The sequence below is a fragment of the Streptomyces termitum genome, from assembly GCF_014650175.1.
GTDB classification, from domain to species: domain Bacteria; phylum Actinomycetota; class Actinomycetes; order Streptomycetales; family Streptomycetaceae; genus Streptomyces; species Streptomyces termitum.
Window position 1 is genome coordinate 81,942 of the sequence record NZ_BMUL01000018.1, and the last position, 24,857, is coordinate 106,798.

The 24,857-nt window shown below is 72.4% G+C and carries 19 protein-coding genes; 12 read left to right on the forward strand and 7 right to left on the reverse strand.

Features of this window, described 5'->3' with window-relative positions:
• Positions 1 to 111 precede the first annotated feature (111 nt).
• Entirely contained in the window at positions 112 to 1,344 is a 1,233-nt protein-coding gene (locus IE219_RS26980; protein ID WP_189982111.1) for an MFS transporter, read from the forward strand.
• Here IE219_RS26980 and IE219_RS26985 read toward each other — a convergent pair.
• From IE219_RS26985 to IE219_RS27000, 4 genes are all read right to left on the reverse strand, one after another.
• Positions 1,304 to 3,085, reverse strand: a complete 1,782-nt coding sequence (locus IE219_RS26985; RefSeq protein ID WP_189982113.1) for an NAD+ synthase — start codon at positions 3,083 to 3,085, stop codon at positions 1,304 to 1,306. The two genes, IE219_RS26980 and IE219_RS26985, sit on opposite strands and share 41 nt — an antisense overlap.
• A 137-nt stretch (positions 3,086 to 3,222) precedes the next feature.
• Positions 3,223 to 3,642: a CBS domain-containing protein gene (locus IE219_RS26990; protein WP_189982114.1), complete on the reverse strand. Its 420-nt coding sequence runs from the start codon at positions 3,640 to 3,642 to the stop codon at positions 3,223 to 3,225.
• Between the two features lie 132 nt (positions 3,643 to 3,774).
• Positions 3,775 to 4,410 (reverse strand): DUF305 domain-containing protein, encoded by a 636-nt coding sequence (locus IE219_RS26995; protein ID WP_189982116.1) that lies wholly within the window; start codon positions 4,408 to 4,410, stop codon positions 3,775 to 3,777.
• Entirely contained in the window at positions 4,407 to 5,084 is a 678-nt protein-coding gene (locus IE219_RS27000; protein WP_189982213.1) for a thioredoxin-like domain-containing protein, read from the reverse strand. Before IE219_RS27000 ends, IE219_RS26995 begins: the two co-directional genes overlap by 4 nt.
• Before the next feature lie 932 nt (positions 5,085 to 6,016).
• Between IE219_RS27000 and glnA2 the strand changes: the two genes are divergently transcribed.
• Complete coding sequence (glnA2, locus tag IE219_RS27005) at positions 6,017 to 7,378, forward strand: gamma-glutamylpolyamine synthetase GlnA2 (RefSeq protein ID WP_189982118.1); 1,362 nt, start codon at positions 6,017 to 6,019, stop codon at positions 7,376 to 7,378.
• 131 nt (positions 7,379 to 7,509) lie between these two features.
• Positions 7,510 to 8,010 (forward strand): GNAT family N-acetyltransferase, encoded by a 501-nt coding sequence (locus tag IE219_RS27010; protein WP_229850032.1) that lies wholly within the window; start codon positions 7,510 to 7,512, stop codon positions 8,008 to 8,010.
• A gap of 4 nt (positions 8,011 to 8,014) precedes the next feature.
• Here IE219_RS27010 and IE219_RS27015 read toward each other — a convergent pair whose 3' ends face one another.
• Positions 8,015 to 8,446: a VOC family protein gene (locus IE219_RS27015; RefSeq protein ID WP_189982121.1), complete on the reverse strand. Its 432-nt coding sequence runs from the start codon at positions 8,444 to 8,446 to the stop codon at positions 8,015 to 8,017.
• Between the two features lie 266 nt (positions 8,447 to 8,712).
• Here IE219_RS27015 and IE219_RS27020 point away from each other — a divergent pair, with 266 nt between their 5' ends.
• The 3 genes from IE219_RS27020 (at position 8,713) to IE219_RS27030 (ending at position 14,416) form a co-directional block, all read left to right on the forward strand.
• Positions 8,713 to 9,981 carry a cytochrome P450 gene (locus IE219_RS27020; RefSeq protein WP_189982123.1) on the forward strand — a complete coding sequence of 423 codons (1,269 nt, stop codon included), beginning with the start codon at positions 8,713 to 8,715 and terminating at the stop codon, positions 9,979 to 9,981.
• Positions 9,978 to 11,225: a cytochrome P450 family protein gene (locus tag IE219_RS27025; protein WP_189982125.1), complete on the forward strand. Its 1,248-nt coding sequence runs from the start codon at positions 9,978 to 9,980 to the stop codon at positions 11,223 to 11,225. Before IE219_RS27020 ends, IE219_RS27025 begins: the two co-directional genes overlap by 4 nt.
• Positions 11,226 to 11,428: 203 nt before the next feature.
• Complete coding sequence (locus IE219_RS27030) at positions 11,429 to 14,416, forward strand: bifunctional [glutamine synthetase] adenylyltransferase/[glutamine synthetase]-adenylyl-L-tyrosine phosphorylase (protein ID WP_189982127.1); 2,988 nt, start codon at positions 11,429 to 11,431, stop codon at positions 14,414 to 14,416.
• A gap of 25 nt (positions 14,417 to 14,441) precedes the next feature.
• Here the strand turns inward: IE219_RS27030 and IE219_RS27035 are convergent, their stop codons facing one another.
• Together IE219_RS27035 and IE219_RS27040 are read right to left on the reverse strand one after the other, a co-directional pair.
• Positions 14,442 to 15,359: a phosphatase PAP2 family protein gene (locus IE219_RS27035; RefSeq protein ID WP_189982129.1), complete on the reverse strand. Its 918-nt coding sequence runs from the start codon at positions 15,357 to 15,359 to the stop codon at positions 14,442 to 14,444.
• A 136-nt stretch (positions 15,360 to 15,495) separates the two neighbouring features.
• Positions 15,496 to 16,530, reverse strand: a complete 1,035-nt coding sequence (locus IE219_RS27040; RefSeq protein ID WP_189982131.1) for a LacI family DNA-binding transcriptional regulator — start codon at positions 16,528 to 16,530, stop codon at positions 15,496 to 15,498.
• 433 nt (positions 16,531 to 16,963) lie between these two features.
• On the opposite strand from IE219_RS27040, the gene IE219_RS27045 reads away from it, so the two are divergent.
• The 6 genes from IE219_RS27045 to IE219_RS27070 all read left to right on the forward strand — a co-directional run bounded on the left by IE219_RS27045 (position 16,964) and on the right by IE219_RS27070 (position 24,818).
• Positions 16,964 to 18,241, forward strand: a complete 1,278-nt coding sequence (locus IE219_RS27045) for an extracellular solute-binding protein (RefSeq protein ID WP_189982133.1) — start codon at positions 16,964 to 16,966, stop codon at positions 18,239 to 18,241.
• 19 nt (positions 18,242 to 18,260) lie between these two features.
• Positions 18,261 to 19,271, forward strand: a complete 1,011-nt coding sequence (locus IE219_RS27050) for a carbohydrate ABC transporter permease (protein ID WP_189982135.1) — start codon at positions 18,261 to 18,263, stop codon at positions 19,269 to 19,271.
• Positions 19,261 to 20,130, forward strand: a complete 870-nt coding sequence (locus IE219_RS27055) for a sugar ABC transporter permease (RefSeq protein WP_189982137.1) — start codon at positions 19,261 to 19,263, stop codon at positions 20,128 to 20,130. Before IE219_RS27050 ends, IE219_RS27055 begins: the two co-directional genes overlap by 11 nt.
• A 62-nt stretch (positions 20,131 to 20,192) precedes the next feature.
• On the forward strand, positions 20,193 to 21,860 hold the full coding sequence (locus tag IE219_RS27060; protein ID WP_189982139.1) for a glycoside hydrolase family 13 protein: 1,668 nt from the start codon (positions 20,193 to 20,195) through the stop codon (positions 21,858 to 21,860).
• A complete protein-coding gene (locus tag IE219_RS27065; RefSeq protein ID WP_189982141.1) occupies positions 21,848 to 22,915 on the forward strand; it encodes a LacI family DNA-binding transcriptional regulator in 1,068 nt (355 codons plus the stop codon). The genes IE219_RS27060 and IE219_RS27065 overlap by 13 nt, the downstream gene beginning before the upstream one ends.
• Positions 22,916 to 23,099: 184 nt before the next feature.
• Complete coding sequence (locus IE219_RS27070) at positions 23,100 to 24,818, forward strand: carbohydrate-binding module family 20 domain-containing protein (protein WP_189982143.1); 1,719 nt, start codon at positions 23,100 to 23,102, stop codon at positions 24,816 to 24,818.
• Positions 24,819 to 24,857: the final 39 nt, after the last annotated feature.

Genomic DNA, 24,857 nt, shown 5'->3' on the forward strand with positions numbered 1-24,857 from the left:
CGGCCCGTCCCCCAGGAGCCCCCCCGCCCCGTGGCGCGGGCACGACCCACGGTCTGCCAGAATTTGTTTTGAAAGAAAACAAACCCTCGGACCGGAAAGGGTCTCCCACCCATGCCCGTGGCCCTGCTCGCCCTGGCCATCTCCGCTTTCGGCATCGGCACCACCGAGTTCGTGATGATGGGCCTGCTGCCCGATGTCGCCGGCGACCTCGGCACCACCGTCCCCACCGCGGGCCACCTCGTCTCCGCCTACGCCCTCGGCGTCGTCCTCGGCGCCCCCCTGCTCACCGCCCTCGGCTCCCGCGTCCCCCGCAAGCGGATGCTGCTCCTGCTGATGGTCCTCTTCACCGTCGGCAACCTCGCCTCCGCCCTCGCCCCCGGCTACGGCTGGCTCCTCGCCGGCCGGGTCCTCGCGGGCCTCCCGCACGGCGCCTTCTTCGGCGTCGGCGCCGTCGTCGCCGCCCGGCTCGTCCGCCCCGACCGGCAGGCCCGCGCCGTGGCCACCATGTTCCTCGGCCTGACCGTCGCCAACATCCTCGGCGTCCCCGCCGCCACCCTGCTCGGCCAGCACCTCGGCTGGCGCGCCACCTTCCTCGTGGTCGCCGGCATCGGCCTGGCCGCCGTCGCCGCCCTCGCCCGGCTCGTCCCCGACCTTCCCCTCGACGACCACCGGGGCCTCGGCCGCGAACTGCGCGCCCTGCGCCGCCCGCAGGTCCTCCTCGGCCTGCTCACCGCCGTCTTCGGCTTCGCCGGCGTCTTCGCCGTCTACTCCTACCTGGCCTCCATGACCACCGAGGTGATGGGCTTCGGCACCTCCGCCGTCACCCTCGTCCTCGCCCTCTTCGGCCTCGGCATGACGGCCGGCGCGCTCGCCGCCGGACCGCTCACCGACCGCGCCCCGCGCGCCACCCTGTACGGCTCGCTGGCCGCCCTCGCGCTCGCCCTGGCCGCCTTCCGGTTCACCGTCCACGTGCCCTGGCTCGCCCTGGTCACGGTGGTGGTGCTCGGCGCCGTCGGCTTCATGACCACCACCCCGCTCCAGATGCTCGTCATGGAGAAGGCGAAGGACGCCCCCACCCTGGCCTCCGCCTCCAACCACTCCGCCTTCAACCTCGCCAACGCGGGCGGCGCCTGGGCCGGCGGCGCCGCCGTTGCGGCCGGCTGGGGCTGGACCTCCCCGGCCCTGGTCGGCTCGGCCCTCGCCGCCGCCGGCCTCGCCATCGCCGTCACCGCCGGCCTGCTGGACCGCGCGGGCGGCCGGCCCGGCGCCTCGCAGGTCGTCGCGCGGGGCGCGGGGGAGCCGGTCAGGACCCCGGTGCCGTCGTCTCCCGCCAGCGGTTCGTGACCGGCAGCCGCCGGTCCTTGCCGAAGCCCTTCGCCGAGATCTTGGTCCCCGGCGGGTACTGGCGCCGCTTGTACTCCGCCGCGTCCACCATCCGCAGCGTCCGCACCACCAGCTCCTCGTCGAAGCCGGCCGCCACGATCGCGTCCTTGCCCTCGTCCCCGTCGACGTACCGGGCGAGGATCCGGTCGAGCACGTCGTAGTCCGGCAGCGAGTCGGTGTCCACCTGGCCGGGGCGCAGCTCGGCGCTGGGCGGCTTGGCGATCGAGTTCTCCGGGATCGGCGGGGTCCGGTCGCGCGCGGCGGCGGCCCGGTTGCGCCAGCGGGCCAGCCGGAAGACGTCCGTCTTGTAGACGTCCTTGATCGGGCCGTACGCGCCGACGGAGTCGCCGTACAGCGTCGAGTACCCCACCGCCAGCTCCGACTTGTTGCCCGGGGCGAGGACGAGGTGGCCCTCCTGGTTGGAGATCGTCATCAGGGTCGTGCCGCGCACCCGCGACTGGAGGTTCTCCTCCGCCAGGCCGGTCGGCTCCAGCGCCGCCCGGTAGGCGTCGACCATCGGCTCGACGGAGACGGTCCGCAGGCGCAGACCGGTGCGCCGGGCCAGCTCCGCCGCGTCCTCCTTCGAGTGCTCGGAGGAGTACTTCGACGGCATCGACACCCCGTGCACCCGGTCCGCGCCCAGCGCGTCGCAGGCGATCGCGGCGACCAGCGCCGAGTCGATCCCGCCGGAGAGCCCGATCACCACCGACCGGAAGCCGTTCTTCGCCACGTACGCGCGCAGCCCGACGACGAGCGCCGAGTAGACCTCCTCGTCGCCGTCGAGCCGGTCCGCGACACCGCCCGTCAGCTCCGGCTCGTACGTCGGCAGCGCCTCGGCCGCCGGACCCTCCAGGACCGCCCGGTCCACCCGCAGCCCGTCGTCCACCACCGTGCCCGGCGCGGGCGCCTCCGGGTCGTGCGCCGGCAGGTCCAGGTCGAGCAGCACGCACCCCTCCGCGAACTGCGGGGCCCGCGCCAGCACCCCGCCCTCCGCGTCCACCACGATCGAGTCGCCGTCGAAGACCAGCTCGTCCTGGCCGCCGGTGCTCGCCAGGTACGCGGTCGTGCAGCCGGCCTCCCGGGCCCGCCGCCGGACCAGCTCCAGCCGGGTGTCGTCCTTGTCCCGCTCGTACGGGGAGGCGTTCAGCGACAGCAGCAGCCCGGCGCGGGCACTGCGCGCCGCCGGCACCCGGCCGCCCTCCTGCCACAGGTCCTCGCAGATCGCGAGCGCCACGTCCACCCCGCGCACCCGCAGCACCGGCAGCGTGTCTCCCTGCACGAAGTAGCGGAACTCGTCGAAGACGCCGTAGTTCGGCAGGTGGTGCTTGGCGAGGCGGAGCACCGGCCGGCCCCGGTGCAGCACCGCCGCCGCGTTCTCCGGCGCGCCCGCCGGACGGCCCAGCCGGGGCACCGCCCGCTCCGAGCGGTCGAGGTAGCCGACGGCCACCGGCACCTCGCCGAGGCCCTCGTCGGCGAGCCGCCGCGCGAGCGCGAGCAGCGCCGCCCGGGACGCCTCGACGAAGGACGGCCGCAGGGCCAGGTCCTCGACGGGATAGCCGGTCAGCGCCATCTCGGGGAAGGCGACGAGGTGCGCGCCCTGCCCGACGGCGTGCCGGGTCCAGCGGACGACCGCCTCGGAGTTCCCGGCGACGTCCCCGACGGTCGAGTCGATCTGATTCAGCGCGAGGCGTAGTTGAGGCACGCCCCCAGTGTAATCGTCAGACCGACGCTATGTCCGGGGAACCGCACCCGCGCGGGAAACGCCGAACGGCCCGGACGGGGGTCCGGGCCGTTCGGGGTGGTGCGAAGACCTCGGGCGCCTCAGAGGACCAGGAGGCTTCAGGAGGCCGCGTACACGCTCGCGCAGAACGCCTTCAGCTGCTCGTCCGAGAGCCGCTGGGCCAGGTCCGCCTCGCTGATCATGCCGACCAGCCGCTTGTTCTCGATCACCGGCAGCCGCCGGATCTGGTGGCTCTGCATCTCCTCCAGGACGGCGCCCACGTCCGCCCCCGAGTCGATCCAGCGCGGCGTGCCCTGGACGATCTCCCCGCAGGTCACCTTCGCCGGGTCGTGGCCCATCGCCACGCAGCGGACCACGATGTCGCGGTCGGTGACGATGCCGCAGAGCCGCTCGTTCTCGTCGGCGACGGGGAGCGCCCCCACGTTCAGGTTGCGCATCATCTGCGCGGCGCGGTCCAGCGTCTCGTGGGCCGGGATCCACTCGGCTCCCGGGTGCATGATGTCCTTCGCCGTGGTCATGGGGTGCGTGCCTTTCCGTCGACGCCGTCACGTGTGCCGTGCGTACGGGGTCCCCGAGCGCCTTCATTCTGCGGGCACGCACCGGCCCCCGCGACCGCAGCGGGTCACGGGGGCCGGGGTGCGGCGGACCGCTCAGGCGGTGGCGCCGCGCTTGCGCAGCATGTCCGCCATCAGGGCGATCTCCGACTCCTGGGCGTCGACCATGCCCTGGGCCAGGTCCCGCTGGAGCGGCACCGCGCAGCGCTCCACACAGCCCTGGGCCATGTGCACGCCGCCCCGGTGGTGCGCGGTCATCAGCTTCAGGTACAGGACCTCGGCCTCCTTGCCGGACGCCTTGCGCAGCGCGTCGAGCTGGGCGTTGGTCGCCATGCCGGGCATGAGGGCGCCGTCCTTGGGGGCGGAGTCGCCGGTGACGGGCATGTCCATCCACGTCATCGGAGCCGTACCGGACTGGACCTTCGGCAGCCCCCACATGTCCAGCCAGCCGAGCATCATGCCCCGCTGGTTGGCCTGGGTGTTGGCGATGTCGTACGCGAGCCGGCGGACCTCCTCGTCCCGGGTGCGGTCCCGGACGATGAAGGACATCTCGACGGCCTGCTGGTGGTGGACCGACATGTCCCGGGCGAAACCGGCGTCCGCGGAGGCGGTGCCCGGCACCGGGGGCGCCTCGTCGCGGTCGGCCGAGGCGACGGTGACCGCGCCCGCGGCGAACAGCACCGACAGGGCGACCGCCGTCACCGCCGCGTACCGCGTGCGGCGGGGGGTCACTGGCCCATCCCGGCGCCGCCCATGCCGTCGGCGCCGACACCGCCGGTGCAGGCCGCGCCGGGCTCCGGGGTCTGGGCGCCCTGGACGTACTTGGTGAAGAAGGCGTCGACGCGCGGGTCGGTGGCGCTGTCCACGGTGACCTGCTTGCCCCAGGCGCTCAGCATGATCGCGCCGCTCTGGCCGTCGACCGGGCTCATCAGCGTGTAGGGGGTGCCGGAGACCTTGTCCTTCAGCTTCTTGACGTCGGCCTCGGCGGCCTTCTTGTTGTACGTCACCCACACGGCGCCGTGCTCCAGGGAGTGCACGGCGTGCACCTCGGGGACGGCCTTGTCGTAGACGTCGCCGTCGCAGTTCAGCCAGACCGGGTGGTGGTCGCCGCCGACCGGCGGCGTGGTGTCGTACTTCACGGCCGTCTCGACGTGGTTGCGGCCGAGCTTCTTCGCGTCCCAGGACTTCTCGCCGGCGATCGGCGCCTTGGCGGCGGCGGCCTTGGCGTCCTCCTCGTCGGACTTCTTCATCAGCACGAAGGTGCCGAAGCCGACGAGGCTCAGCACGACGACGGCGGAGACGCCGATGGTGAGGAAGCGGTTGCGACGCTCCCGGGCCTGCTCGGCGCGGCGCATCTCCTCTATTCGGGCGCGGCGGTCGGCGGAGGTGGAGCGGTTGGCGGCCATGGTGGTCTCGTCCTTCTGGTCATGAAAAGTCAAGGGGGGGTGTGCGACAGGGGAGGGCGGACAGGCCCTAGGTGCGAAGAACTTGAAGGACGTGCAGGTCCGGGGCGCGCGGCCGGACCCCGGGACGCAGCACCGCACCGTCACCGGCCCCCACGTCGAAACGCGGCGGCCGGCCCTCGGTGTGCAGCGGCGGGTCCAGGGGCGGGGCACTGAGCACCGCGGGGGAGAGCGAGGGGAAGAGCGAACAGCCGCCCCCGTCGTACGGGCAGACCACGTAGGTCGCGCGGTCGGCCTCGGGCGCGGAGAGGGGAGCACGGGCCGGTACGGCGCCGGGGGCGGCGGCCCGGAGGCCCGACGAGGCGCCCGGGAGGCTCGACGGCGCGGTCCGGGGGCCCGGGAGGGCGGCCCGGGGGCCTGACAGAGCGGTTTGGGGGCCCGACAGGGCGGCCCCAGGGCCTGACGAGGCGGTCGCGCGGTCCGACAGGGCGGTCGGGAGGTCGGGGAAGGCGGCGCGGGCGACGCCCCGCCCGTGACCCGTATGGCCCCCCGGCCCGTCGCCGCCCGGACCGCCCGCTCCCGAGCCCCCCGCGGACCCGCCGGGCCCGGCCGGACCGCCGCCGAGGCAGACGAAGAGCGCGGCGAGGAGCGTCGCCACGGCACTCACCAGTGCCATGGGACGCGCGTTCCGGGACAGGCGTTCGAGCCGTGTGGCCCCCATGGGCGCCGATCGTAGTGGGCGAAGGCGTCCCGTGGGCCGAACGGGGTACGACTCGGGCCCTTCCCCGGCCCTTCCCCGGTTACCTCTGTCACACCCGGACGGGCAAGATGGGTGTGCAACGTGCGCGAAACCATGTGGTGGGATGCTCAGGTGCCCCCCGATGTGCCCGAGGCGGTGGGATCAGGCGGCCTGACCAGCGAGGATGGGTGTGGAAATGGACAAGCAGCAGGAATTCGTGCTCCGCACGCTCGAAGAGCGCGACATCCGGTTCGTGCGCCTGTGGTTCACCGACGTGCTGGGCTTCCTCAAGTCGGTCGCCGTCGCCCCCGCCGAACTGGAGCAGGCGTTCGACGAGGGCATCGGCTTCGACGGCTCCGCGATCGAGGGCTTCGCCCGTGTCTACGAGTCCGACATGATCGCCAAGCCGGACCCGGGCACCTTCCAGATCCTGCCCTGGCGGGCCGAGGCCCCCGGCACGGCCCGGATGTTCTGCGACATCCTCATGCCGGACGGCTCGCCGTCCTTCGCCGACCCGCGCTTCGTCCTCAAGCGGGCCCTGGCCAAGGCGTCCGACCTCGGGTTCACCTTCTACACCCACCCCGAGATCGAGTTCTTCCTCCTGAAGGACAAGCCGCTCGACGGCACCCGCCCCACCCCCGCCGACAACTCCGGCTACTTCGACCACACCCCGCAGAACGTGGGCATGGACTTCCGCCGCCAGGCCATCACCATGCTGGAGTCGATGGGCATCTCGGTCGAGTTCTCCCACCACGAGGGCGCCCCCGGCCAGCAGGAGATCGACCTCCGCTACGCGGACGCGCTCTCCACCGCCGACAACATCATGACCTTCCGGCTGATCATGAAGCAGGTGGCGCTGGAGCAGGGCGTGCAGGCCACCTTCATGCCGAAGCCGTTCTCCGATTACCCCGGCTCCGGCATGCACACCCACCTCTCCCTCTTCGAGGGCGACCGGAACGCCTTCTACGAGTCGGGCGCCGAGTACCAGCTCTCCAAGGTCGGCCGCTCCTTCATCGCGGGCCTGCTGCGCCACGCCGCCGAGACCGCCGCCGTCACCAACCAGTGGGTCAACTCGTACAAGCGCATCTGGGGCGGCTCCTCCCGCACCGCCGGCTCCGGCGGCGAGGCCCCCTCCTACATCTGCTGGGGCCACAACAACCGCTCCGCGCTCATCCGCGTCCCCATGTACAAGCCCGGCAAGATGGGCTCCTCCCGCATCGAGGTCCGCTCCATCGACTCCGGCGCCAACCCCTACCTCACCTACGCCGTCCTCCTCGCCGCCGGCCTCAAGGGCATCGAGGAGGGCTACGAACTCCCGGCCGGCGCCGACGACGACGTCTGGGCCCTCAGCGACGCCGAACGCCGCGCCATGGGCATCGAACCCCTCCCCCAGAACCTCGGCGAGGCCATCGCCCTCATGGAACGCAGCGAACTCGTCGCCGAAACCCTCGGCGAACACGTCTTCGACTTCTTCCTCCGCAACAAGAAGCAGGAGTGGGAGGAGTACCGCTCCGAGGTCACCGCCTTCGAACTGCGCAAGAACCTGCCGGTGCTGTAGCCGGTCCCGAAGCCTCCGGGAGTTGCCGGAGCGGCGGGCGTTCGCGCGGTGGCTCGGGGCGGGCTCCGCGGAGGGCGTCCGTGTGGGGGAAACCCGTTGCCCCGGGGGCGGTGATGGTTCAGGCTGCCGCCGTGAGCTTGCGTACCGTCGCCACCGAGCGGCTTCTTCTGCATCCGTTGTCCGTCGCCGAGTCCGAGCGCATCGTGGCCCGGGAGGCCGGGCCGGGGGACCGGTGGGCGGAGGGGTATCCGGGGGAGGGGGATGTCGTCGCGGCCGGGGCGTTCCTGCGCGGGGTGGCCGAGCGCGGCGATCCGGGGCCGTACCGGACGTACCAGATGCGGCTTCCCGAGGGCGGGGTCGCGGTCGGCGGGATCGGGTTCCACGGGCCGCCGGACCCGGACGGGGCCGTCACCGTCGGATACGGGATCCTGCCCGGGGTGCGGGGGCGGGGGTACGCCTCCGAGGCGCTGCGGGCGCTCATCGGGATCGCCCGGCAGGCCGGGGCGCGCGCGGTCCGGGGCGACGCCGACCCGGAGAACACGGCCTCGCACCGGGTGATGGAGGCCGCCGGGATGCTCCGGGTGGGGGAGGACAGTGAACTCGTCCACTACCGGCTGGAGTTGAAGGGGTAGGGCCTCAGCGTTCCGAGAGCTCCGTGGGGGCCTCCTGGAGGATCCAGCCGTTGCCGTCCGGGTCCTCGAAGCCGAGGAACGAGTTCCAGGCGGGGCCCTTGCCCTCCTCCCAGCCGCCCGGCCCCATGTGCATCACCGGCGAGGCCGCCACGCCCGCCGCGACGAGCTTCTCGCGGGCCGCCTCGATGTCGGTGACGCAGAGCTGGAGGCCGTGCAGGGTGCCGGGGGCCATCGTCCGGGTGCCGGGCAGCGGGGGCAGGCCGGAGACCAGGGCGATCGAGCAGCGCGAGCCCGGCGGCGTGACCTGGACGATCCGGGTGCCGGGGGCGACCTCGTCGTCCAGGTCGACGGTGAAGCCGCACTTCCCGCCGTAGAACTCCTTCGCCCGGTCCAGGTCGGAGACGGGGACGCGGACGACTTCGAGGGTCCAGTTCATGGGACCACCCTCGCGCACCCCGCCCCCGGCCGCATGTCGTCACCGAGCGTGTCGCGGACATCGCCGAGCGTCTCGCGGTCGTGGCGGCGTGTCGGTCTCGTCGCGCCGACTTGACGGAGAAGTGCCTTGCCTCCGGTCGCGTGACCTGATCTTTTCGCTCCGTGAGTTGAAATGATCGTGAACGGCCGGACCTGAGCCGTACAACCTCCTTATAGTGACCACTCGTTGACCGGGTCGACGCCATGTCACCACAGGAGACAGGACTCATGACGACTGGTTCCCCCTCCCCCGGACGTGCCCCCGACCCGGTGCCGCCGGCCGGCTGCCCGGCCGGTGCCGTCCCCCTCTCCGGCCCCGGATTCCAGACCGACCCGCAGGCCGTCTACCGGGCCATGCGCCGCGATCACGGCTCCGTCGTCCCGGTCGAACTGCCCGGCGGCCTGCCCGCCTGGCTCGTCATCGGCTACCGCGAGGTCCACCAGGTCACCAGCGACGGCGAACTCTTCCCCCGCGACGTCGGCCGCTGGAACCAGTGGCCGAACGTCCCCGACGACTGGCCGCTGCTCCCCATGGTCGGCCGCCCCCTGCCGTCCATCTACTTCAGCGCCGGCGAGGAGCACCGGCGGCACGTCCGGATGGTCGTCCCCGCCCTGGAGGCCGTCGACCCCTTCGAGGTACGGGCCCACGCCGAGCAGCTCGCCGACCGGCTCGTCGACGCCTTCTGCGGGCGCGGCACCGCCGACCTCGTCGCCGCCTTCTGCGAACCCCTCCCCGTCCTCGTCCTCGCCCGCCTCGTCGGCTTCCCCGACGACGAGGGCGCCGACATCGCCCGCGTCCTGAAGGACCTCGCCGACGGCGGTCCCGGCGCCCAGGAGGCCCACCAGCGCTTCGCCGGGCACATGGCCCGGCTGGTCGCCGCCAAACGGGCCGAACCCGGCGACGACGTGACCTCCCGGATGCTCGCCTTCCCCGAGGAGTTCACGGACGAGGAGTACATGCTCGACCTGATGGCGATCACCGCCGCCGGACACCTCACCACCGCCGACTGGATCGGCAACTCCGTCCGCCTCATGCTCACCGAGGACGGCTTCGCCGACTCCATGGCCGGCGGCCGCCACAGCGTCGCCGACGCCATGACCGAAGTGCTCTGGGAGGACGGCCCCACCCAGATCCTCGCCGGCCGCTGGCCCGCCCGCGACACCCGGCTCGGCAACCGCCTGATCAAGGCCGGCGACATGCTCCTCCTCGGCCTCGGCGCCGCCAACACCGACCCGCTGGTCCGCCAGGACGGCTCCAGCGGCGGCGGCGCCCACCTCGCCTTCAGCCACGGCGAGTACCGCTGCCCCTTCCCCGCCCAGGAGATCGCCGAGATCATCGCCAGGACCGGCATCGAAGTCCTCCTCGACCGGCTCCCCGACCTCGAACTCACCGTGAAGCCCGAGGAACTGGTCCGCCGGCCGTCCGCCTTCCTGCGCGGCAGCACCGCCCTCCCCGTCCGGTTCACCCCCGTACCCACGACAGGAGACCTCTCGTGACCTGCCCTCACGCCGCCGCCGCACAGGCCGGGGACACCGTCGTCATCGACCCGATGGTCGGGGACCTCGACGGCGAGACCGCGCGCATCCGGGACGCCGGCCCGCTGGCCCGGATCGACCTGCTCGGCGTGCCCGCCCGGGCCGTCACCCGGCACGCCGACGCCCGCCGCCTCCTGCTCGACCCCCGCCTCGTGAAGGACCTGGACGCCTGGGAGCTGTGGCGCACCGGACAGGTCACCCGCGCCTGGCCCCTCATCGGCATGGTCGACGCCGGCCGCTCCATGTTCACCGTCGACGGCGAGGAGCACCGCCGACTGCGCACCAAGACCTCCCAGGCGCTCACCCCGCGCCGCCTGGAGGCGATCCGCCCCGACATCGAGAAGTTCACCGCCGAACTCCTCGACGCGCTCGCGGCGGGCGGCGCGGACGGCGCCGTCGTCGACCTCAAGGCCGTCTACGCGCAGCCGCTGCCCATGCGGGTCGTCGGCATGCTGATGGGCGTCGACCCCGAGGCCAACACGATGCTCACCCGCCAGTACAAGAAGTTCTTCTCCATGCTCACCCCGCAGGACGAGCGCCTCGCCCTCCTCGCCGACCTCGACGTCTTCTACGCCGACCTCGTCCGGCAGAAGACCGCCCACCCCACCGACGACCTGACCTCCGCCCTGATCCTCGCCGACGAGGGCGGCGAACCGCTCACCGAGGAAGAGGTCGTCGGCAACCTCAAGGCCATGGTCGCCGCCGGGCACGAGACCACCATCGGCCTCATCCTCAACGCCGTGCGCGCCCTCCTCACCCACCCCGACCAGCTGCGCCTGGTCCTGGCCGGCGAGATCTCCTGGGAGCAGGTCATCGAGGAGACCCTGCGCTGGGACACCCCCACCACCCACCTGCTCATGCGGTTCGCCACCGAGGACATCGAGGTCGGCGACCAGGTCATCGCCGAGGGCGAGGGCGTCGTCATCTCCTACCGGGTCATCGGCCGCGACCCCGAACAGCACGGCCCGGAGGCGGACGCCTTCGACCTCACCCGTCCGGCCCCGATCCGGCACATGACCTTCGGCCACGGCCCGCACATCTGCCCCGGCGCCGCCCTCTCCCGCGTCGAGGCGGGTATCGCCCTGCCGGCCCTCTTCGCCCGCTTCCCGCGCCTCGCGCTCGCCGTGCCCTCCGGGGAACTCCGCAACCTGCCGGTGATGACGCAGAACGACCTGGAGTCCTTTCCGGTGCTGCTGAACGACTGATCGGATGAGGGATCTTGGATCCGGGAGGTTGGACATGGGATCCCGGACGTTGGATCCGGGATCCCGGATCCCGGATATCGGATCCAAGATCCTGGATCCGATATCCGGCCCGCCCCGCCGCCCCCCGCCACCCGCACGCCCCCGCCCCCTCCTGCGGATAGGCTCGACGCCGAAGGCGTGCGGGCTTGGAGGGAGCGGCGGAGATGACGGTGCCGGGGCGCAGGAGCAGTACGTTCTCACGGCTGCTGCGGCACGGGTTCACCGACCCTTCCGCGGCCGAGCGGCTGCTGGACCTGCCCGCGCTCGACGCGCTCCGGGGGGATCCCGTACTCCTGGACGCGCTCGGGGCCACGGCCGATCCGGACCTGGCGCTGCGGGGGCTGGTGCGGCTGGCGGAGGCGCAGCCGGAGACGGAGCGGGCCGCGCTCACGACCACGCTGGTGTCGGCGAAGCCGTTCCGGGACCGGCTGCTCGGGGTGCTCGGCACCTCGGAGGCGCTCGCGGACCACCTGGCGCGGCACCCGAGGGACTGGGAGACGCTGGTCACGTACGAGGCGGTGGACCTGCATCCGGGGGTGGCGGAGTTCGAGCGGGGCCTCGCGGAGGCGGGCGACGAGGTCGCGCTGCGGGTCGCCTACCGCCGCTGCCTGCTGGGGATAGCGGCGCGCGACGTGTGCGGCACGACCGACGTCGCCCAGACCGCCGCCGAGCTCGCGGACCTGGCCACCGCGACCCTGCGGGCCGCCCTCGGCCTGGCACGGGCGGCCGCCCCCGCCGACGCCGCCCAGTGCCGGCTCGCCGTGATCGCCATGGGCAAGTGCGGCGGCCACGAGCTGAACTACGTCTCCGACGTGGACGTCATCTTCGTCGGGGAGCCCGCCGAGGGCGCCGACGAGGGCAAGGCGCTCCAGGCCGCGACCCGGCTCGCCGCCCACCTCATGCGGATCTGCTCCGAGACCACCGTCGAGGGCACGATCTGGCCGGTCGACGCCAACCTCCGCCCCGAGGGCCGCAACGGGCCGCTGGTGCGCACCCTCTCCTCCCACCTGGCCTACTACCAGCGCTGGGCCAAGACGTGGGAGTTCCAGGCGCTGCTCAAGGCCCGCGCGGTGGCCGGCGACCCGTCCCTGGGCGCCGCCTACCTCGACGCCGTCTCCCCGATGGTCTGGCAGGCCGCCGAGCGGGAGAACTTCGTCACCGACGTGCAGGCCATGCGCCGCCGCGTCGTCGACAACATCCCGGCCGACCGGATCGACCGCGAGCTCAAGCTCGGTCCCGGCGGTCTGCGGGACGTCGAGTTCGCCGTCCAGCTGCTCCAGCTCGTGCACGGCCGCAGCGACGCCACCCTGCACAGCGGCACCACCCTCGACGCGCTCGCCGCCCTCGCCGCCGGCGGCTACGTCGGCCGCGCCGACGCGGCCCAGCTCGACGAGGCGTACCGCTTCCTGCGGGCGATGGAGCACCGCATCCAGCTGTACCGGCTGCGCCGCACCCACCTGGTCCCCGAGGACGAGGCCGACCTGCGCCGCCTCGGCCGCTCCCTCGGCCTGCGCACCGATCCGGTCGCCTCCCTCACCAGGGAGTGGAAGCGGCACGCGGCCGTCGTCCGGCGCCTCCACGAGAAGCTGTTCTACCGCCCGCTGCTCGACGCCGTCGCCCAGCTCGCCCCCGGCGAGATCCGGCTCAGCCCGCAGGCGGCGGGCCAGCGCCTCGAAGCCCTCGGCTACGCGGACCCGGCGGCCGCCCTGCGCCACCTGGAGGCGCTGGCCTCCGGCGTCAGCCGCAAGGCCGCCATCCAGCGGACCCTGCTGCCGGTGCTGCTCGGCTGGTTCGCGGACTCCGCCGACCCGGACGCGGGCCTGCTCGGCTTCCGCAAGGTCTCCGACGCCCTGGGCAAGACCCCCTGGTACCTGCGGCTGCTGCGCGACGAGGGCGCCGCCGCCGAGAACCTGGCCCGGGTCCTGTCGGCCGGCCGGTTCGCCCCCGACCTGCTGCTGCGGGCCCCCGAGGCGGTCGCCATACTCGGCGACCCCGGCGGCCTGGCGCCGCGCGGCCGCGACCACCTGGAGCAGGAGGTGCTGGCCGCGGTGGGCCGCGCGGACGGCGCCGAGCAGGCCGTCGCCGCCGCCCGCGGGGTGCGCCGCCGCGAGCTGTTCCGTACCGCCGCCGCCGACCTCATCGACTCGTACGGCACCGAGGACAGCCCCCGCACCTCCGACCCGGGCGCCCTGGTCGACCGGATCGGGCAGGCCGTCACCGACCTCAACGCCGCCACCCTCGCCGGCGCCCTGCGCGCCGCCGTCCGCGCCGAGTGGGGCGACGAGCTGCCCACCCGCTTCGCCGTCATCGGCATGGGCCGCTTCGGCGGCCACGAGCTGGGTTACGGCTCCGACGCCGACGTCCTCTTCGTGCACGAGCCGCGCGAGGGCGTGGACGAGCAGGAGGCGGCGCGGGCCGCCAACCGGGTCGTGGTCGAGATGCGCCGGCTGCTCCAGCTGCCCACCACCGATCCGCCGCTGCTCATCGACGCCGACCTGCGCCCGGAGGGCCGCAGCGGCCCGATGGTCCGTACCCTGGCCTCCTACCGGGCCTACTACCAGCGCTGGTCGCTGGTGTGGGAGGCGCAGGCGCTGCTGCGGGCCGCGCCGATGGCCGGCGACCGGGAGCTGGGGGAGCGGTTCGTCGAGCTGGTCGACCCGCTGCGCTACCCCGTCGAGGGGCTGGGCGACGACGCGGTCCGCGAGATCCGCCGGCTGAAGGCCCGCATGGAGTCCGAGCGGCTGCCGCGCGGCGCCGACCCGACCCTGCACGCCAAACTGGGCCGGGGCGGGCTCAGCGACGTCGAGTGGACCGTCCAGCTGCTCCAGATGCGGCACGGCTGGGCCGAGCCGGGGCTGCGCACCACCCGGACCCGGGAGGCGCTGGCCGCCGCGCACGCCGCCGGGCTGATCCCGGGGGAGGAGGCGCAGACCCTGGACGAGGCGTGGGTGCTGGCGACCCGGGTGCGCAACGCGGTGATGCTGGTCCGGGGCCGCGCCGGCGACACCTTCCCCCCGGAGCCGCGCGAGCTGGCCGCCGTGGGCCGCTACCTGGGGTACGGCCCCGGGCACGTCGGCGAGATGGTGGACGACTACCGGCGGATCACCCGGCGGGCCCGCGCGGTGGTGGAGGAGCTGTTCTACGGGGCCTGAGCGCCCGGGGCCGCGGCCCCGGGGGTCACGCGTCGGAGCGGACCCGCTCCGGCCGGGGCCCGGCCCCGTCGCGCCGCTCCTCCGCGGAGGCGGCGGCGGAGGCCGCGGCGGGCGGCTCGGCGGTGGCCGGTTCGATCAGCTTCGGGAGGCGCTGGGGCCAGGTGCCGTACCAGAAGTAGGCGACGAGGAAGCCGAAGGCGAGGCAGAGCAGGCCGCCGACCGCGTCCAGCCAGAAGTGGTTGGCGGTGGCGACGATGACGACCAGCGTCGCCGCCGGGTAGAGCAGGCCCAGGACGCGGGCCCAGGGCGCCTTCGCCAGGAAGAAGATCGTCAGACCGCACCAGGTGGACCAGCCGATGTGCATGGACGGCATGGCCGCGTACTGGTTCGACACGTGCTTGAGGTCGCCGGAGGCCATCGAGCCCCAGGTGTGGTGCACCAGGACGGTGTCGATGAAGTCCTTGCTCTCCATCAGCCGGGGCGGCGCGAGCGGGTACAGGTAGTAGCCGACCAGGGCGACGGCGGTGGTGGCGAAGAGGACCGTGCGGAACGCGGCGTAACGGCCCGGCTGCCGTCGGTACAGCCACACGAGCACACCGATGGTGACGATGAAGTGCAGCGTCGCGTAGTAGTAGTTCATGGCCACGATGAGCCATGTCACCGAGTTCACCGCGTGGTTGACCGCGTGCTCGAAGGCCAGGCCGAGCGAGCCCTCGGCCTTCCAGATCCAGTCGGCGTGCTTGAGCGCCTCCGCCTTCTGCTCCGGCACCGCGTTGCGGATCAGCGAGTACACCCAGTAGCTGATCGCGATCAGCAGCAGTTCGAACCAGATGCGGGGGCGGCGGGGGCTGCGCGCGCGCAGCCACGCCCACCGGCCGTCGGCCACGATGGGTGACGACGGGGTCGTCCGGTCGTCCAAACTCTTCACGGTCGTTTCACCCATAGGCAGAGAGTTTGCCAGATGCGCTCCCCCGACTGATCATCCCGCGGTCGGGTTCCCGGCGCACCCCGTCCGCCTTGAGGACTACGGCCCGTCCGGGGGATCCCGGACGGGTCCGCGAAGGTCCGCCGGACAGGGCCTAGGCCCTGTCCGGCTGTGCGGGCGGGGCCGAGGCGGTGGAGCCGCGGACGACGAGCTCCGGCATGAAGACGAACTCGGAGTGCGGCGCGGGGGTGCCCCCGACCTCCTCCAGGAGGGCCCGCACCGCGGCCTGCCCCATCGCCTGCACGGGCTGCCGGATGGTGGTGAGCGGCGGATCGGTGAACGCTATGAGGGGGGAGTCGTCGAAGCCGACCACCGAGACGTCCCGGGGCACCTGGAGACCCTGCTGCCGGGCGGCGCGGATGGCGCCGAGCGCCATCATGTCGCTGGCGCAGACCACGGCCGTGCAGCCCCGGGAGAGGAGCGAGGCCGCGGCGGCCTGCCCGCCCTCCAGGGTGTAGAGGGAGTGCTGGATCAGCTCCTCGGACTCCTCGGGGGAGAGGCCGAGCCGCTCCCGCATGCCCTTCTGGAAGCCCTCGATCTTGCGGAGCACCGGCACGAAGCGCTTGGGGCCGACGGCGAGCCCGATGCGGGTGTGGCCGAGGGCGGCGAGGTGGGTGACGGCGAGCTGCATCGCGGCCCGGTCGTCGGGGGAGACGAACGGCGCCTGCACCTTGGGGGAGAAGCCGTTGATGAGGACGTACGGGACGCCCTTGCCGCGCAGCTGGTCGTAGCGGCGGGTGTCCGCGGTGGTGTCCGCGTGCAGGCCGGAGACGAAGATGATGCCGGCCACCCCGCGCTCCACCAGCATGTCGGTGAGCTCGTCCTCGGTGGACCCGCCGGGGGTCTGGGTGGCGAGCACCGGGGTGTATCCCTGCCGGGTCAGCGCCTGGCCGATGACCTGGGCGAGGGCCGGGAAGATGGGGTTGTCCAGTTCGGGGGTGATCAGCCCGACGAGGCCGGCGCTGCGCCGGCGCAGCCGGACCGGACGCTCGTAGCCGAGCACGTCGAGTGCGGCAAGCACGGATTCGCGGGTGGCGGTGGCCACACCGGGCTTGCCGTTGAGCACGCGGCTGACTGTGGCTTCACTGACCCCCGCCTGGGCTGCGATGTCGGCAAGCCGCGCGGTCATGGGAGTGGACTGTACCGGTCACGCGGCGTATTGCCCACCGGCTGTCACGCGGCGACGGCGTCGCAAGGCCGGTCGCAAGCCGGCCCGCAAAGGCTTGCAGTTCTTGCGGCGGGGGCCGGGAAACCGGGGGACGGCGGGGGCGGAAGGGGTCGGTTCCGCGCGGCGGGGGCGGGTCCCTCCCGTCCCGTCGGCCTGGGGAAACGGGACGGAACGGCGGAAGTCGTACGCCGGAAGCACTGTCAAGCGGCGCGACGGCAACCTTCGGGACACGCGGATGTAACGATCCCCGGTTCTTGCAGAAAATCCACGCAAGCTCTTTCGGCTCGTTTTCATCCCTGTTACGTTCCTGGCAACCCGGAGCGCCGCGAGGGAGCGGTCGCATGAGGCAGGTTCCAGCCCCTCGTCACCCCGGGATCATGTTGAAGGAGTTCACATGCGGCGTGGCATAGCGGCCACCGCGCTGGTCGCGGCCCTGGGCGTCACCCTGGCGGCGTGCGGCGGAAGCGACGGCGGTTCCAACGGCGGCTCGAAGGGCTCGGGCGAGCTCTCCGGCACCGTGACGTGGTGGGACACCTCCACGGTCGGCTCCGAGGACAAGGTCTTCAAGAAGATCGCCGAGGACTTCACCAAGAAGCACCCGAAGGTCACCGTCAAGTACGTGAACGTGCCCTTCGGTGAGGCGCAGAACAAGTTCAAGAACGCCGCGCAGGCCGGCTCCGGCGCCCCCGACGTGATGCGCTCCGAGGTCGCCTGGACCCCCGAGTTCGCCGACCTCGGCTACCTCGCCCCGCTCGACGGCACCCCCGCCCTGAAGAACCAGGAAGACTTCCTGGAGCAGGCCGCGGCCTCCACCAAGTACAAGGGCAAGACCTACGCCGTCCCGCAGGTCATCGACTCCATGGGCATCTTCTACAACAAGAAGATCCTCAAGGAGGCCGGCGTCGAGGCCCCGGCCAGTATCGCCGACCTCAAGACGGCCGCTGCCAAGATCAAGGAGAAGACCGGCAAGACCGGCCTGTACCTCCGCGGCGACGACCCGTACTGGTTCCTCTCCTTCCTGTACGGCGAGGGCGGCGACCTCGTCGACGCCGACAAGAAGACGGTCACGATCGACTCCGAGGCCGGCGTCAAGGCCATGAAGACCGTCAAGGACCTGGTCGACTCCAAGGCCGCGATCACCGACGCGACCAACGGCTGGGACAACATGCAGGCGTCCTTCAAGGACGGCAAGGTCGCCATGATGATCAACGGCCCGTGGGCCGTGGCCGACACCTACACCGGCAAGGAGTTCGCCGACAAGGCGAACCTCGGCATCGCCCCGGTCCCGGCCGGCTCCGCCGGCCAGGGCTCCCCGCAGGGCGGCCACAACCTCGCGGTGTACGCCGGCTCCAAGAACCTGGACGCCTCCTACGCCTTCACCGAGTACATGTCCTCGCCCGAGGTGCAGGCCCAGATCGCCAAGGAGCTGAGCCTCCTGCCGACCCGCCAGTCCGTGTACCTGCAGAAGGAGGTCGTCACCAACCCGATGATCGCCTTCTTCAAGCCGGTCATCGACAAGGCCGTCGAGCGCCCCTGGATCCCCGAGACCGGCAGCCTCTTCGCCCCGCTGGGCGTCGAGTACACCAAGGTCCTGACCGGCCAGACCACCCCCGAGCAGGGAGCCAAGGCGGTGGGCGACAACTACCGCAAGCTCCTGAAGGACTGGAAGTAAGAGGAAGGCGGACCGGCTGATGGCTGTGGACACCCCCAGCCAGTCGGTGGCGAAGGCCGCGGGCGACGTCGTCGCCCGCGGCCCGCGCCGCGGGACTGGCTCGCGACGGGCGCCGAAGCGCTCGCTCGCCACGCACTGGTACGCCTGGGCCATGGTGGCCCCGGTGGTGATCGTGATCGCCGTGATCATCGGCTATCCGCTGGTCCGCGGACTGTACCTGTCACTGACCGACGCCAACGAGCGCAACGTCGCCCGCACGATCGGCGTCAACGAGATCCCGGCCACCTACGAGTTCGTCGGCCTGGACAACTACACGGACGCCCTCACCGGCAGCCAGTTCCTCGGCACCCTGGGCTGGACGGTCGTCTGGACCGTCTCCTGCGTGACGCTGACCTTCGCCCTCGGCCTGGTCCTCGCCAACGTCCTCAACCGCAGGATCGCCGGCCGCTCCGTCTACCGGATGCTGCTCATCCTCCCCTGGGCGATCCCCGGCTTCGTCTCCGTCTTCGCCTGGCGCTTCCTCTACGACGAGCGCCGCGGCATGCTCAACCAGATCCTCTCCGGCCTCGGCATGGACGCCGTCCCGTGGCTGAACGACCCGCTGATGGCCAAGTTCTCGGTCATCGCCGTCAACGTCTGGCTGGGCGTCCCCTTCATGATGGTCGCCCTCCTCGGCGGCCTCCAGTCCATCCCCGGCGAGCTCTACGAGGCCGCCGAGATGGACGGCGCCAACGCCTGGCAGCGCTTCCGCAACATCACCCTGCCCGGCCTGCGCTCGGTCTCCACCACGGTGGTCCTCCTCTCCACCATCTGGACCTTCAACATGTTCCCGGTGATCTTCCTGCTCACCCGGGGCGGGCCCGGCGAGGCCACCCAGATCCTCGTCACCCAGGCGTACAAGTTCTCCTTCGAGATCAGCCCGCGCGACTTCGCCCAGTCGTCCACGTGGGGCGTCCTCATCCTGGTGCTCCTGATGATCTTCGCCGCGTTCTACCAGCGAGTCCTCCGCAAGCAGGGAGATGTCTGGTGACCACCACGACCCCCACCCCCCAGACCCTCAACGCCCCGATCCGGGGCCGCCGCTCGCCTCGGCGGGGCTGCACCTCAGCCTGATCGTCGCCTCCGTGATCGCCGTCTTCCCGGTGCTGTGGGTCCTGCTGACCTCGCTCAAGCCCGCGAAGTACGCCTCCACCACGGACTTCTTCAAAGAGACGACGTTCGAGAACTACACGAACCTGCTGAGCGACACCCCCTTCCTCACCTGGTTCGGCAACTCGCTGCTCGTCGCCGGCCTCACCACGGTCGTCGGCGTCTTCATCTCCGCCACCACCGGCTACGCGGTCAGCCGCTTCCGCTTCCCCGGCAAGCGCGGCCTCATGTGGACCCTGCTCATCACGCAGATGTTCCCGGTCGCCGTCCTCATCGTGCCGATCTACAACATCATGTCGACGATGGGGCTGCTCAACGAGCCGCTCGGCCTGGTCATCACCTACCTGACCATCGCCGTCCCGTTCTGCGCCTGGATGATGAAGGGCTTCTTCGACACCATCCCGCGCGAGATCGACGAGTCGGGCTACGTCGACGGGCTGACCCCCTTCGGCACCTTCTGGCGGCTCATCCTGCCGCTGGCCAAGCCCGGCATCGCGGTGACCGCCTTCTACTCCTTCATCACCGCCTGGGGCGAGGTCGCCTACGCCTCGGCGTTCATGGTCGGCGACGAGAACATGACGCTCGCCGGCGGTCTCCAGAAGTTCGTCAACCAGTACGGCGCCCAGTGGGGTCCGATGTCCGCGGCCTCCGTGCTCATCGCCATCCCCGCCGCCCTGGTGTTCCTCTTCGCCCAGCGGCACCTGGTCACCGGCATGTCCGCCGGCGCCGTCAAGGGCTGAGGGACCTGGCCACCGCCCCCGTACGCCTCTTCGCACGCCCCTCCTCCTTACCAAGGGAAGACATGACCCAGCACCTCGCCGCCCCCGCCGCCGCCCCCACCACCGGCACCGACACGGGCTGGTGGAGAGACGCGGTGATCTACCAGGTCTACCCGCGCAGCTTCGCCGACGGCAACGGCGACGGCATGGGCGACCTGGAGGGCGTCCGCGGCCGGCTGCCGTACCTGAGGGACCTCGGCGTCGACGCCGTCTGGCTCTCCCCCTTCTACGCCTCCCCGCAGGCGGACGCCGGCTACGACGTCGCCGACTACCGGGCCATCGACCCGATGTTCGGCTCGCTCCTCGACGCCGACGCGCTGATCCGCGAGGCCCACGACCTGGGCCTGCGCATCATCGTGGACCTGGTCCCCAACCACTCCTCCGACCGGCACGAGTGGTTCCAGCGCGCCCTGCGCGAGGGCCCCGGCTCCCCGCTGCGCGACCGCTACCACTTCCGCCCCGGCCAGGGCGCGGACGGCGAACTGCCGCCCAACGACTGGGAGTCCATCTTCGGCGGCCCCGCCTGGACCCGCACCGAGAACCCGGACGGCACCCCCGGCGACTGGTACCTGCACCTCTTCGCCCCGGAGCAGCCCGACTTCAACTGGGAGCACCCGGCCGTCCGCGACGAGTTCCGCTCCATCCTGCGCTTCTGGCTCGACATGGGCGTCGACGGCTTCCGCGTCGACGTCGCCCACGGCCTGGTCAAGGCCGAGGGCCTGCCCGACCTCGGCGCCCACGACCAGCTCAAGCTGCTCGGCAACGACGTCATGCCCTTCTTCGACCAGGACGGCGTCCACGAGATCTACCGCTCCTGGCGCCGCATCCTCGCCGAGTACGGCGACGACCGCGTCCTCGTCGCCGAGGCGTGGACCCCGACCGTCGAGCGCACCGCCAACTACGTGCGCCCCGACGAGATGCACCAGGCGTTCAACTTCCAGTACCTGGGCACCCACTGGGACGCCGCCGAGCTGCGCGCCGTCATCGACGCCTCGCTCGCCGCGATGCGCCCGGTCGGCGCCCCCACCACCTGGGTGCTCTCCAACCACGACGTCACCCGGCACGCCACCCGCTTCGCCAACCCGGCGGGCCTCGGCACCCAGCTGCGCACCCCCGGCGACCGGGCCCTCGGCCTGCGCCGGGCCCGCGCCGCGACCCTGCTGATGCTGGCGCTGCCCGGCTCCGCCTACCTCTACCAGGGCGAGGAGCTGGGCCTGCCCGACGTCACCGACCTGCCCGACGAGGTCCGCCAGGACCCGTCGTTCTGGCGGGCCAGCGGCCAGGACGGCTTCCGCGACGGCTGCCGGGTGCCGATCCCGTGGACCGCCGAGGGCTCCTCGTACGGCTTCGGCACCGGCGGTTCCTGGCTGCCGCAGCCGGCCTCCTGGGGCGAGCTGAGCGTCGAGGCCCAGACCGGCGACCCCGGCTCCACCCTGGAGCTGTACCGCAGCGCGCTCGCCGTGCGCCGCGAGCGCCCCGAACTCGGTGCGGGCGACGCCGTCGAGTGGCTGGAGGCGCCCGAGGGCGTGCTCTCCTTCCGCCGCGGCGGCTTCGTCTGCACCGCCAACACCACCGGCCGGGCCATCTCCGTCCCGCTGCCCGGCCGGTACCTCCTCTCCAGCGAAGAGGTGCGGATCGTCGACGACGCGGCCGAGGTCCCGGCCGACACCACCGTCTGGTGGGCGGTGTGACGATCCCCCCGCCGCGGGGCACCGCCACCGGTGCCCCGCGGCTCGCGGACATCGCGGCCCAGTCCGGGGTCAGCGAGGCCACCGTCAGCCGCGTCCTCAACGGCAAGGCGGGCGTGGCCGGCGGCACCCGGCACCGGGTGCTGGCCGCGCTCGACGTGCTCGGCTACGAGCGCCCGGTCCGGCTCAAACGCCGCAGCGCCGGCCTGGTCGGCCTGGTGGTGCCCGAGCTGACCAACCCGATCTTCCCGGCCTTCGCGCAGGTCGTCGAACAGGTCCTGGCCGGGCACGGCTACACGCCGGTGCTCTGCACCCAGATGCCCGGCGGCGCCACCGAGGACGAGCTGGTCGACCAGCTGGTGGAGCGCGGGGTGGCCGGCATCGTCTTCCTCTCCGGGCTGCACGCGGACGCCACCGCCGACCCGGGGCGGTACGCCCGGCTGACCGAGCGGGGCGTGCCGTACGTCCTCATCAACGGCTACCACGAGCGGATCGACGCCACCTTCGTCTCCCCGGACGACCGGGCCGCGGCCCGGATGGCGGTCCGGCACCTCGCCGAACTCGGCCACGAGCGGATCGGCCTGGCCATCGGCCCGACCCGGTACGTGCCCTCGCGCCGCAAGGCGGAGGGCTTCGCCGCCGAGCTGTACGAGGTGCTGGGCGTGGAGCGGGCGGAGGCCGAACGCTTCGTGCGGCCCACCCTGTTCGGCGTCGAGGGCGGCCACGCGGCGGCCGAGATCCTGCTCGACGAGGGCTGTACGGGCATCGTCTGCGGCTCCGACCTGATGGCGCTCGGCGCCGTGCGGGCGGCCCGCGCCCGCGGCCTCGACGTGCCCGGGGACGTCTCCGTCGTCGGCTTCGACGACTCCCCGCTGGTCGCCTTCACCGATCCGCCGCTGACCACCGTGCGCCAGCCGGTGCAGGCGATGGCGACGGCCGCGGTCGGCGCGCTCCTGGAGGAGATCGAGGGCAATCCGGTGCAGCGCACCGAGTTCGTCTTCCAGCCGGAGCTGGTGGTGCGCGGTTCCACCGGGCAGTCGCCGCAGCCCCGCGCGTAACCCTGTGCGCAATCCCTTGCGAAGGCGTGCGGGAGGTATTGACCGCACGCCTGTACGCCCCTACGGTCGCGGCTGAAAAGTATTGCTGAACCTTTCGGCAACGTCTTGCGAATCGCATCCCGGTGAGCGGCTCCCCCCGAGCGGCTCCCGCTCCACGACAGGGACGTCGTACAGGAGGAAGCACATGGCAAGAAGGACCCTGGCCGCCGCGCTCGCCCTTGTGGCGGGAGCCGCCGCAGCCGTCACGGTCAACGCTCCCGCCCAGGCCACCCCGCCCGGCGAGAAGGACGTCACCGCGGTGATGTTCGAGTGGAAGTTCGACTCGGTGGCCCGTGAGTGCACCGACCGCCTCGGCCCCGCCGGCTACGGCTACGTCCAGGTCTCCCCGCCCCAGGAACACCTCCAGGGCGGCCAGTGGTGGACCTCGTACCAGCCCGTCAGCTACAAGATCGCAGGCCGCCTCGGCGACCGCGCCTCCTTCAAGAACATGATCGACACCTGCCACGCGGCCGGCGTGAAGGTGGTCGCGGACTCGGTCATCAACCACATGGCCAACGGCTCCGGCACCGGAACCGGCGGCACCCCGTTCTCCAAGTACGACTACCCGGGCCTCTACTCCGGCTCCGACATGGACGACTGCCGCGCCTCCATCTCCGACTACCGGGACCGCGGCAACGTCCAGAACTGCGAACTGGTCCAGCTCCCCGACCTCGACACCGGCGAGGAGTGGGTCCGCGCCAAGATCGCCGGATACCTCGACGACCTCCTCTCGCTCGGCGTCGACGGCCTGCGCATCGACGCCGCCAAGCACATGCCGGCCGCCGACCTCGCCGCCATCAAGTCCCGGCTGACCGACCCGAACGCCTACTGGAAGCAGGAGGCCATCCACGGCGCCGGCGAGGCCGTCTCCCCGAGCGAGTACCTCGGCACCGGAGACGTCCAGGAGTTCCGCTACGCCCGCGACCTCAAGCGGATCTTCCAGAACGAGAAGATCTCCTACCTCAAGAACTTCGGCGAGGCGTGGGGCTACATGCCCTCCGGGAAGTCCGCCGTCTTCGTCGACAACCACGACACCGAGCGCGGCGGCGACACCCTCAACTACAAGGACGGCGCGAACTACACCCTCGCCTCCGTCTTCATGCTCGCCTGGCCCTACGGCTCCCCGGACGTCCACTCCGGCTACGAGTGGACCGACAAGGACGCGGGACCGCCGGGCGGCGGCCAGGTGAACGCCTGTTACACCGACGGCTGGAAGTGCCAGCACGCCTGGCGCGAGATCTCCTCCATGGTCGCCCTCCGCAACACCGCCCGCGGCACGGCCGTCACCGACTGGTGGGACAACGGCGGCAACGCGATCGCGTTCGGCCGGGGGAACAAGGCGTACGTCGCCCTCAACCACGAGTCCTCCCCGCTCAGCCGCACCTTCCAGACCTCCCTGCCCGCCGGCACCTACTGCGACGTGCAGTCCGCCACCCCGGTCACCGTCGACGGCTCCGGCCGCTTCACCGCCACCCTCGGCGCGAACACCGCCCTCGCCCTCCACACGGGCGCCATGACCTGCGGCTCCGGCACCACCCCGCCCACCACGCCGCCGACCACGCCCCCCGCCACCGCGGGCGCCGCCTTCAACGCCACCGCCACCACGGTGATGGGCCAGAACATCCACGTCACCGGCGACCGCCCCGAACTGGGCAACTGGTCCCCGGCCGCCGCCCCCAAGCTCGACCCGGCCGCCTACCCCGTCTGGAAGCTGACGGTGAACCTGCCCGCCGGCACGGTCTTCGCGTACAAGTACGTCCGCAAGGACGCCGCCGGAAACGTCACCTGGGAGTCCGGTGCCAACCGCACCGCGACCGTCCCCGCCTCCGGACAGCTCGTCCTGAACGACACCTTCCGCCCCTGAGCCCCACCCCCTTCACGGGCCGCCCCGCCGGGGCGGCCC

What these genes read in the sequence shown, in the direction of transcription:
- IE219_RS26980 (WP_189982111.1), top strand. Translation starts at nt 112, where the DNA reads ATGCCCGTGGCCCTGCTCGCCCTGGCCATCTCCGCTTTCGGCATCGGC.
- IE219_RS26990 (WP_189982114.1), bottom strand. Translation starts at nt 3,642, where the DNA reads ATGACCACGGCGAAGGACATCATGCACCCGGGAGCCGAGTGGATCCCG.
- IE219_RS27000 (WP_189982213.1), bottom strand. Translation starts at nt 5,084, where the DNA reads ATGGCCGCCAACCGCTCCACCTCCGCCGACCGCCGCGCCCGAATAGAG.
- glnA2 (WP_189982118.1), top strand. Translation starts at nt 6,017, where the DNA reads ATGGACAAGCAGCAGGAATTCGTGCTCCGCACGCTCGAAGAGCGCGAC.
- IE219_RS27015 (WP_189982121.1), bottom strand. Translation starts at nt 8,446, where the DNA reads ATGAACTGGACCCTCGAAGTCGTCCGCGTCCCCGTCTCCGACCTGGAC.
- IE219_RS27020 (WP_189982123.1), top strand. Translation starts at nt 8,713, where the DNA reads ATGACGACTGGTTCCCCCTCCCCCGGACGTGCCCCCGACCCGGTGCCG.
- IE219_RS27030 (WP_189982127.1), top strand. Translation starts at nt 11,429, where the DNA reads ATGACGGTGCCGGGGCGCAGGAGCAGTACGTTCTCACGGCTGCTGCGG.
- IE219_RS27035 (WP_189982129.1), bottom strand. Translation starts at nt 15,359, where the DNA reads ATGGGTGAAACGACCGTGAAGAGTTTGGACGACCGGACGACCCCGTCG.
- IE219_RS27040 (WP_189982131.1), bottom strand. Translation starts at nt 16,530, where the DNA reads ATGACCGCGCGGCTTGCCGACATCGCAGCCCAGGCGGGGGTCAGTGAA.
- IE219_RS27045 (WP_189982133.1), top strand. Translation starts at nt 16,964, where the DNA reads ATGCGGCGTGGCATAGCGGCCACCGCGCTGGTCGCGGCCCTGGGCGTC.
- IE219_RS27050 (WP_189982135.1), top strand. Translation starts at nt 18,261, where the DNA reads ATGGCTGTGGACACCCCCAGCCAGTCGGTGGCGAAGGCCGCGGGCGAC.
- IE219_RS27055 (WP_189982137.1), top strand. Translation starts at nt 19,261, where the DNA reads ATGTCTGGTGACCACCACGACCCCCACCCCCCAGACCCTCAACGCCCC.
- IE219_RS27060 (WP_189982139.1), top strand. Translation starts at nt 20,193, where the DNA reads ATGACCCAGCACCTCGCCGCCCCCGCCGCCGCCCCCACCACCGGCACC.
- IE219_RS27070 (WP_189982143.1), top strand. Translation starts at nt 23,100, where the DNA reads ATGGCAAGAAGGACCCTGGCCGCCGCGCTCGCCCTTGTGGCGGGAGCC.